The organism is Enterobacter sp. E14S (assembly GCF_055666685.1).
The window spans coordinates 1-298 of the sequence record NZ_JBVODQ010000035.1; the positions used below are offsets into that span (position 1 = coordinate 1).

Sequence of the window (298 nt, forward strand, 5' to 3'; positions counted from 1 at the left end):
ACCTTCGGGAGGGCGCTTACCACTTTGTGATTCATGACTGGGGTGAAGTCGTAACAAGGTAACCGTAGGGGAACCTGCGGTTGGATCACCTCCTTACCTTAAAGAACCTGCCTTTGTAGTGTCCACACAGATTGTCTGATGAAAAGTAAATAGCAAGGCGTCTTGCGATTGAGACTTCACGTCCCCTTCGTCTAGAGGCCCAGGACACCGCCCTTTCACGGCGGTAACAGGGGTTCGAATCCCCTAGGGGACGCCACTTGCTGGTTCGTGAGTGAAAGTCACCTGCCGTCATATCTCA

1 tRNA gene and 1 rRNA gene are annotated in these 298 nt (G+C 52.7%); both read left to right on the forward strand.

The window, feature by feature from the left end:
• Window positions 1-96 (forward strand): 16S ribosomal RNA (locus tag ACZ6J2_RS21875); the annotation flags it as partial.
• An 84-nt stretch (window positions 97-180) separates the two neighbouring features.
• Window positions 181-256: transfer RNA gene (locus tag ACZ6J2_RS21880), tRNA-Glu, on the forward strand.
• Window positions 257-298: the final 42 nt, after the last annotated feature.